The following is a 9903-nucleotide window of genomic DNA, read 5'->3' as shown; positions in this document are numbered from 1 at the left end:
CCCGCCGAGGAGGAACGGACCCGTGGCCACGTCCCCAGAGGACATCGTTCGGGCACTGCGCAGCTCGCTGAAGGAGAACGAGCGGCTCCGCACCCGGCTGCGCGAGCTGGAGGAACCCGAGCCGGTGGCGGTCGTCGGCATGGCGTGCCGCTTCCCCGGCGACGTCGACACCCCCGAGGAGCTGTGGCGCGTCGTGGCCGAGGGGCGCGACGTCATCTCCGACTTCCCCGCCGACCGCGGCTGGGACCTCGCCGCCCTCTACGACCCCGACCCGGACCGGTCGGGCACCACCTACGCCCGGGGAGGCGGGTTCCTGCGCTCGGCCGCCGACTTCGACGCCGCCTTCTTCGGCATCTCGCCGCGCGAGGCGCTGGCGATGGACCCGCAGCAGCGCCTGCTGCTGGAAACCGCCTGGGAGGCCGTCGAGCGCGCGGGCATCGACCCGAGGTCGCTGCGCGAGACGCGGACCGGCGTCTACGCGGGCTTCGTCAACCAGGACTACCTGGCCATGCACGAACCCCCCGAGGCCCTGGAAGGCCACCTGCTCACCGGCACCGTGGCCAGCGTCCTGTCGGGCCGGATCGCCTACGCCCTCGGCCTGGAGGGGCCCGCGATCAGCCTCGACACCGCGTGCTCGTCCTCACTGGTCGCCCTGCACCTGGCCGTGCGGGCGCTGCGCGCGGGCGAGTGCTCGGCGGCGCTGGTCGGCGCGGCCACCGTGATGTCCAAACCCGGCACGTTCCTGGAGTTCAGCCGCCAGCGCGGCCTGTCGGCCGACGGGCGGTGCAAGGCGTTCGGCGCCGGTGCGGACGGCACCGGGTGGGCCGAGGGCGCGGCCGTGCTGCTGGTCGAGCGCCTGTCCGACGCCCGCCGCCACGGCCACCCCGTCCTCGCGGTCGTCCGCGGCACCGCGGTCAACCAGGACGGCGCGTCCAACGGGCTCACCGCCCCCAACGGACCCGCCCAGCAGCGGGTCATCCGCGCCGCGCTCGCCGACGCCCGGCTGGACCCCGCCGACGTCGACGCGGTCGAGGCGCACGGCACCGGCACGCGGCTCGGCGACCCCATCGAGGCCGAGGCGCTGCTGGCCGCCTACGGCAAGGGCCGCGACCGGCCGCTGTGGCTGGGCTCGATCAAGTCCAACATCGGGCACACCCAGGCCGCTGCGGGCCTGGCCGGCGTGCTCAAGGTGATCCTGGCCATGCGCGCCGGCGTGCTGCCCAGGACGCTGCACGTCGAGGAGCCCACGCCGGCCGTGGACTGGTCGGCGGGCGCGGTCGAGCTGCTCGCCGAACCCCGCCCCTGGCCCGCGACCACCACCCCGCGCCGCGCCGGCGTCTCCGCCTTCGGCGCCAGCGGCACCAACGCGCACGTGATCCTCGAAGAGCCGCCGGCGGTCACCGGCGAACCGGCGCCCGAGAACCGCGCCGCACCGGCGGTGGTGGCGTGGCCGCTGTCGGCGCGCAACGGCGAGGCGCTGCGCGGGCAGGCGACCCGGCTGTTGGCCTCACCCGCCCGCACCGCACCCCTCGTGGACGTGGCGCACTCGCTGGCGACCGGTCGCACGGCCTTCGAGCACCGCGCCGTCGTGCTCGGGCACACCCGCGCCGAGGTCGAGGACGGGCTCACGGCGCTGGCCGCGGGCCGGTCGGCGGCCGGGCTCGTGCGCGGCGAGGTCACCGACGGCGACCTGGGTCTGTTGTTCACCGGTCAGGGTGGGCAGTGGGTGGGGATGGGCCGTGAGCTGCATGCGGCTTTTCCTGTCTTCGCCGAGGCGTTTGACGAGGTGTGCGCGGCGTTTGGTGATGGTTTGCGCGAGGTGGTGTTCGAGGGCGCCGAAGATCTGGACGACACCGGTTGGGCGCAGCCTGGGTTGTTCGCTGTTGAGGTGGCCCTGTTTCGGTTGTTGACCTCGTGGGGTGTGTCGCCTGCGGTGTTGGCGGGTCATTCGATCGGTGAGTTGGCGGCTGCACATGTGGCGGGTGTGTGGTCGTTGGGCGATGCGGTGCGGGTGGTGTCGGCGCGTGGTCGGTTGATGGCCGCGTTACCCGCCGGTGGGGCGATGGTGGCGGTGCAGGCCACCGAGGACGAGGTCACTGGTCGGGGTGTCGACATCGCGGCGGTCAACGGGCCCGATTCAGTCGTTTTGTCCGGGGATGAGCAGCGGGTGTTAGCCGTGGCGGCGGAGTTCGCCGCCATGGGACGGCGGACCAAGCGGCTGCGGGTCAGTCACGCTTTCCACTCGGTCCTGATGGAACCCATGCTCGACCAGTACCGGGCGGTGCTGGAACAGGTCTCTTACCGGCCGCCTCGTTTGCCGTTGATCTCGACGGTAACCGGTGCCCTGGCGACGGACGAGGTGTGCGACCCAAGGTATTGGGTCGGGCAGGTCCGCAGCACGGTGCGGTTTCACGACGCGGTCCAGGCCATGACGGGCGTGCGCACGTTCCTGGAGGTGGGGCCGGGTGGTGCGTTGGCGGGGTTGGTCGAGCACGGTGTTCCGGTTCTGCGCCGGGGTCGTGACGAGGTGGAGTCGGCCGTCACGGCACTGGCCCACCTGCACGTGCGCGGTGTCCCGGTCACCTGGACCGCGCTCCTGGACGGCACCGGCGCCCGCCGCGTCGACCTGCCGACTTACGCCTTCGAGCGCGAGCGCTACTGGCACGCCGCACCGGCCGCCCGGAGCGCCGTGCCCGGCGCCGACCGGCGTTACCGGGTCGAGTGGGTCCCGCTGGACGACCGGCTGGACGGCGACCTCGGCGGCGATTGGCTGGTGCTCGCCGCGGCGGGGGCCGACGAGGCGTGGGCCGTCGCCGCCCGGGACGCCCTGGCACGTCGGGGCGCCGCCGTCGAGGTGGTCGCGGTGGAGCAGGACCGGGTTGACCGGTCCGGCCTCGCGCGGCTCCTCGGCGGGCGCGCCCCCGACGGCGTGCTCAGCCTGCTGGGCCTGGCGGGCGGCGGGCACACCTCGGCCCTCGCCCTGGTCCAGGCCGTGGCCGACCGCGGCCTGGACACCCGGGTCTGGTGCGCGACGCACGGCGCCGGTCCCGACCCGGACGACCCGGACCAGGCCGCGGTGCTGGGACTGGGCCGGGCCGCCGCCGTCGAGCAGCCGCACCGGTGGGGCGGGGTGGTCGACGTGCCGCGCACCGCCTCCCCGGTGGTGGCCGACCTGGTGGCGGGCGTGCTGGCGGCGGGGGTGGAGGACGAGGTCGCGGTGCGCGAAGGCGGGGCCGCGGCACGCAGGCTGGTCCCGGTCCCCGGCGCCGGCCCCACCCGCTGGCGACCGGGCGGCACGGTCCTGGTCGTCGGCGGCACCGGGGCCCTCGGCGGCCTCGTCGCACCGTGGCTGGTCGCCAACGGCGCGGCGCGGGTGGTGCTGGCGGGCCGGCGCGCCCCGACCGACCCCGCCGGCCGCGAGCCGGCCGACGACCGCATCACGGTGGTGTCGTGCGACGTCACCGACCACGCGGCCGTGGCCGCGCTGATCGCGGACCTGACCGCCGGGCACGGTCGGGTCGACGCGGTCCTGCACCTGGCCGACGACCACGCGCCCACCCCGCTGCTCGGGCTCGACGCCGCCACCGTGGACGAGGAGACCGCCGCCAGGGTGACCGGGGCGCGCCACCTCGACGACCTGCTCGGCGCCGAGACCGAACTGGTGCTGTTCACCTCCCTGGTCGGCCTGTTCGGCTCGCCCGGCCACGGCCGCGTGGCCATGGCCGATGCCCACCTCGCCGCCCTCGCCGAACACCGCAGGCGCCGGGGCCTGCCCACCACGGCGCTGTCCTGGGGGCCGTGGTCGGGTGCGGGCGCGACCGGGCACGGCCGGGGCGTGCGCCCCCTGGCCGCCGGGACGGCGCCGGGGGCCCTGTCCTGGGCGGTCGGCGCGGAGGACGCGCTGGTGGTCGTCGCCGACATCGACTGGGAGGTCTTCGTCCCCGAGTACGCCGCGATCCGCCCGCGCCCGCTGCTGGCGGGCGTGCCGGACGCCCGGGTCCGCGACCGGCGGACCGGCGGCGAGCCGGGACTGCCCGGGGTGGACCGGGCCGACGCGGTCCGGGAGCTGGTGCGGACCGAGGTCGCCGCCGTGCTGGGGCTGCGCTCGCCCCACGCGGTCGAGGAGCACCGCGCGTTCAAGGACATCGGCTTCGACTCCCTCACCGCCGTGGAGCTGCGCAACCGGCTGCGCGCGGCCACCGGCCTCGACCTGCCCGTCACCCTCGTCTACGACCACCCGACGCCCGCGCTGCTCGCGGAGGCGCTGCACACCGGTGCGACCGGACCGGAGCGCGGTGCCGCGGGCACCGCGCCCGCCGACGAGCCCCTGGCGATCGTGGGCATGGCGTGCCGCTTCCCCGGCGGGGTGACCTCGCCCGAACAGCTGTGGCGGCTCGTCGCCGACGGCGTGGACGCGGTGACCGACTTCCCCGACGACCGGGGCTGGGACGTCGAGGCGCTGCACGACCCCGACCCCGACCGGCCCGGCAAGACCTACACCCGGTCCGGCGGCTTCCTCGCCGACCTGGCCGGGTTCGACGCCGGTTTCTTCGGGGTCAACCCGCGCGAGGCCCTGTCCATGGACCCGCAGCAGCGCCTGCTGCTGCACACCGCCTGGGAGGTGTTCGAGCGCGCCGGGATCGACCCGGCGACCCTGCGCGGCAGCCGCACGGGCGTGTTCGTCGGCACCAACGCCCAGGACTACCCGGGGCTGCTGCCCGGTGACCCCGAGGACTTCGACGGCTACCTGCTCACCGGCAACGCCGCGAGCGTGCTGTCCGGCCGGATCGCCTACACCTTCGGGTTGGGGGGACCGACCCTCACCGTGGACACCGCGTGCTCGTCCTCGCTGGTGGCCCTGCACCTCGCGGGGCAGGCGCTGCGGTCGGGGGAGTGCTCGATGGCCCTCGCGGGCGGTGTCGCGGCCATGGCGACGCCCGCGAACTTCATCGAGTACAGCAGGCAGCGCGCGTTGGCCGCGGACGGCCGGTGCAAGCCCTTCTCCGCAACCGCCGACGGCACCGGGTGGGCGGAGGGGGTCGGCCTGCTGCTGGTCGAGCGGCTGTCCGACGCCCGGCGCAACGGTCACCGCGTGCTCGCCGTCGTGCGGGGCAGCGCCGTCAACCAGGACGGGGCGTCCAACGGGCTGGCCGCGCCCAGCGGCGCCGCCCAGCGAAGGGTGATCCGCGAGGCGCTGGAGCACGCCGGGGTGGCGCCGGCCGAGGTGGACGTGGTCGAGGCGCACGGCACCGGCACGCGGCTCGGCGACCCCATCGAGGCACGAGCCCTCCAGGACGTCTACGGCCGCGACCGCGAACCCGGGCGACCGCTGTGGCTGGGCTCCCTCAAGTCGAACATCGGCCACTCGCTGGCCGCCGCGGGCGTCGGCGGCGTGATCAAGGCGGTCATGGCGCTGCGCGAGGGGGTGCTGCCCAAGACCCTGCACGTCACCGAGCCCACGCCCGAGGTCGACTGGTCCTCCGGTGCGGTGCGGCTGCTGACCGGCACCATCCCCTGGGAGCGACCGGTCGACGGGCGGCCGCGCCGCGCCGGCGTGTCGGCCTTCGGCGCGAGCGGCACCAACGCGCACGTGATCCTGGAGGAGGCACCGCCCACGCCGGACGGGGAGCGCGCCCCGGGAGGGGTGACCACTCCGGGCGGGGAGCGCGTCGCAGGCGGGGAGACCACTCTGGGCGGGGAGACCACTCTGGGTGGGGAGCGCGTCGCAGGCGGGGAGACCACCTCGGGCGGGGAGCGCGCCCCCAGTGGAGAGCGCGTCGCGGACGGGGAGCGCGCCGCGGCCACGGGCCTGCCCGGACCTGTGCCGTGGGTGCTGTCGGCCCGGTCGCCGCGCGCCGTGCGCGCCCAGGCCGCGCGCCTGCTCGACCACGTGCGCCGCGACCCGGCCGCCGACCCGCGTGACGTCGGCTGGTCGCTGGCCTCCACCCGCGCCGCGTTCGAGCACCGCGCCGCGGTGGTCGGCGCGGACCGGGACGCGCTGCTCGACGGACTGGCCGCGCTCGCCGCCGGCGTGCCCTCGCCCGCGGTGGTCACCGGTTCCGCCGCGGCGGACGACCGGGTCGTGTTCGTGTTCCCCGGCCAGGGCTCGCAGTGGGCGGGCATGGCCGTGCCGCTGCTGGACGCCGCACCGGTGTTCGCCGCGCGGATCGCCGAGTGCGCCGCCGCGCTCGACCCGCTCACCGGCTGGTCCCTGCTCGACGTCCTGCGCGGCGCGCCCGGCGCACCCGGGCTCGACCGGGTCGACGTGCTGCAACCGGTGCTGTTCGCGGTCATGGTGGCGCTGGCCGAGCTGTGGCGCTCGATCGGGGTGCGGCCCGCGGCCGTGGTCGGCCACTCGCAGGGGGAGATCGCCGCGGCCTGCGTCGCCGGCGTGCTGTCGCTGGACGACGCCGCGCGGGTCGTCGCCCTGCGCAGCCGGGCGCTGGTGGCGCTGGAGGGCCTCGGCGGGATGCTGTCGGTCGTCGAACCCGTCGAGCGCACCAGGGCGCGCGTCGAGCCGTTCGGGGACCGGATCGCGGTCGCCGCGGTGAACGGGCCCGGCTCCGTCTCGGTCTCCGGTGAACCCGCCGCGCTGGTCGAGCTGGCCAGGCAGCTGTCCGCCGACGGGGTCATGCGCTGGAACGTGCCCGGCGTGAGGTTCCCCGCGCACGCGCCCCAGGTCGAGCGGATCGAGGCCGAGCTGGCGGAGGTGCTGGCCCCGGTCACCCCGCGTCGCGGCGACGTGCCGGTGTACTCGACCGTCACCGGGGACCTCGTCGACCCGCTCAGCATGGACGCCGGGTACTGGTACCGCAACCTGCGCCGGACCGTGCTGTTCCAGGACGCCACCACCGCCCTGCTCAAGGCCGGGCACGGGGTGTTCGTCGAGGTCAGCCCGCACCCGGTGCTGGCGCTGGGCCTGCAGGAGACCTTCGCGGCGGTCGACGTCGACGCGCTGGCCGTCGGCACGCTGCGCCGCGACGACGGCGGCACCGGGCGGTTCCTGCTGTCGGCGACCGAGCTGCACGCGCACGGCGTGCCGGTCGACTGGTCCGCCGTGTTCGGGGCCGCCTCGGTGGTGGACCTGCCCACCTACGCCTTCGAGTGCGAGCGCTACTGGCCGCGCCCGGGCCGCCGCGCCCGCGGCGACCTGGGCGCGGCCGGGCTCGGCACGGCCGCGCACCCGCTGCTGGGCGCCGTGGTCGAGCTGGCCGAGGACGACGGCGTCGTCCTCACCGCCCGGCTGTCCACCGCCACCGCGCCCTGGTTGGTCGACCACGCGCTGCGCGGGGCGGTGCTGTTCCCCGGCACCGGGTTCCTGGAGCTGGCGGCGCGCGCGGGCGAGCAGGTGGGCGCGGCGCACGTGGCGGAGCTGACCCTGGCCGCGCCGCTGGTGCTGCCCGAGCGGGGCGCGGCCCAGGTCCAGGTGAGCGTCGGCCCACCCGACGGGCAGGGCAGGCGCGAACTGGCCGTGCACTCCCGCCCGGACCGCGGCGACGGGCCGTGGACCCGGCACGCCGGCGGCGTGCTGGCCCCCGATGACGGGGCCGACGCCGACGGGCTGGCCGAGTGGCCGCCGGCCGGGGCCGAGGAGGTCGACGTCACCGGCGCCTACGAGCGCTTCGCCGCCCGGGGCTACGACTACGGCCCGGCGTTCCAGGGCCTGCGCCGCGCCTGGTGGCGGGGTGACGAGGTCTTCGCCGAGGTCGCCCTGCCCGAACGGCTGCGGGACGAGGCCGCCGGGTACGGCCTGCACCCCGCCCTGCTCGACGCCGCCCTGCACGCGATGGTGCTGCGCGTCGTCGACGCCGCCGCCCCGCCGGTGCTGCCGTTCACCTGGGACGGCTTCTCCCTGCGCGCGGTCGGCGCCACCTCGCTGCGGGTCCGGTTCACCTCGACCGGCGAGGACACCGCGTCCCTGCTCGTCGCCGACGCCACCGGGGCACCGGTGGCGCTCGCGGCCTCGCTGCGGTGGCGCCCGGTGGCACCGGACGCCGCGGCGCCCGCCGGGACCGGCTCGTCCGACTCCCTGTTCGAGGTGCGGTGGGTCGAGGTGCCCCGACCGCGGGCCGTCGCGGGGGAGTGGGTCCACCTGGGCCCGGGGCAGCCCTTCGCCGACCTGACCGGGCTGCGCGCCGCGATCGACGCGGGCCTGCCCGTGCCGGAGACCGTGGTCGCGCCCCTGACCGCCCCGGCCGCGGCCGACCCCGCCGCCGCCACGCACGCCGCCGCCGCCCGCGCGCTGGACCTGGTGCGGGAGTGGCTGGCCGACGAGCGCCTGGAGCGGTCCCGGCTCGTCGTCGCGACCCGCGACGCGGCCCTGCCCGGCGACGACCCGACCACCCTGCCGACCGCCTCGGCCTCGTCCCTGGTCAAGTCCGCGCAGACGGAGAACCCCGGCCGGTTCGTCCTGGTCGACCTGGACCGGGCGGCGCGCGAAGAGGACGAGGTGGGCGCGGTGCGCTCGGCGGTCCTCACCGGCGAGCCGCAGGTGGCGGTGCGCGACGGCAGGTTGCTGGTACCGCGCCTGACCCGCGCCACCGCGACCGGCGGCGCACCGCCCGCGCTCGACCCCGACGGGACCGTCCTGGTCACCGGCGGCACCGGCTCGCTGGGCGCCCTGCTCGCCCGGCACCTGGTGACCGGGCACGGCGTCCGGCACCTGCTGCTCACCAGCAGGCGCGGCGCCGACGCCCCCGGTGCCGCCGACCTCGTGGCCGAGCTGTCCGCCCTCGGCGCGACGGTCACCGTCTTCGCCGGCGACGTGGCCGTGCGCGAGGACGCCGCCGCGGCCCTGGCGGCCGTGCCCGCCGACCGGCCGCTGACCGCGGTGCTGCACCTGGCGGGCGTCTCCGACGACGGCGTGGTCGGCGCGCTGACCCCGGAGCGGATCTCCGCCGTGCTGCGGCCGAAGGTCGACGCCGCGTGGCACCTGCACGACCTGACCCGCGACCTCGACCTGCGGGCGTTCGTCCTGTTCTCCTCCGCCGCGGCGGTGCTCGGCGGCGCCGGGCAGGCCAACTACGCGGTCGCCAACGGCTTCCTCGACGCGCTGGCCCGGCACCGGCGGCGGATCGGCCTGCCGGGGCAGGCGCTGTCGTGGGGCCTGTGGGGGACGTCGAGCGGCATGACCGCGCACCTGACCGACGCCGACTACCGGCGCATGGCCCGCGCCGGCATGGCCGCGCTGACCGCGGCACAAGGGCTCGACCTGTTCGACCTGGCCCTCACCACCGACCACGAGTGGCTGCTCCCGATGCGGTTGGACCCGGTGGCGCTGCGCGCCCAGGGCGACGCGCTGCCCGCCCTGCTGCGCGGCCTGGTGCGGGTCGCACCGCGCCGCGCCGCGGCCGACGGCGCGGTCGACGGCGGCGCTGCCCTGGTCGAGCGGCTGGCCGGCCTGGGCGAGCCGGAGCAGGACCTCGCGCTGCTGGAACTGGTGCTCGCCCACGTGGCCACCGTGCTCGGCCACGCCGACCCGGCGGCGCTCGACCCGGGGCACGCGTTCACCGAACTGGGCTTCGACTCCCTGACCGCGGTGGAGCTGCGCAACCGGCTCAACCGCGCCACCGGGCGCAGGCTGGCGGCCACGCTGGTGTTCGACCACCCGACCCCGGTGGCCCTCGCCGGCCACCTGCGGCGGGAGCTCATCGGCACCGCGCCCACCCCGGACGAGGTCGTCTCCGCCGAGATCGACCGGTTGGGCCGGGCCCTGGCCCCGCTGGTGGCCGACCCCGGCGTGCGGGACCGCGCCGCGGACAGGTTGCACGCACTGCTCGCGCGGTGGGCCGAGCCCACCGGCGGCGAGGCGGACGAGGTGGACATCGAGTCGTCGTCGGTCGAGCAGCTCCTCGACTTCGTCGACCGGGAATTCGGAATCAACTTCAGCTGATCGGCCGAACC

Annotated in this window: 1 protein-coding gene; it reads left to right on the top strand. The window is 76.7% G+C overall.

What is annotated here, in order from left to right; translation table 11 throughout:
- Nucleotides 1-22: 22 nt before the first annotated feature.
- On the top strand, nt 23-9892 hold the full coding sequence (locus EKG83_RS48185; protein ID WP_051766253.1) for a type I polyketide synthase: 9870 nt from the start codon (nt 23-25) through the stop codon (nt 9890-9892).
- The last annotated feature ends 11 nt before the right edge of the window (nt 9893-9903 follow it).

This window comes from Saccharothrix syringae (assembly GCF_009498035.1).
In the GTDB taxonomy this organism is placed as follows: Bacteria; Actinomycetota; Actinomycetes; order Mycobacteriales; family Pseudonocardiaceae; genus Actinosynnema; species Actinosynnema syringae.
Note: the sequence above shows the minus strand (reverse complement) of the source record. Positions and strands in the feature narration are given on the sequence as shown.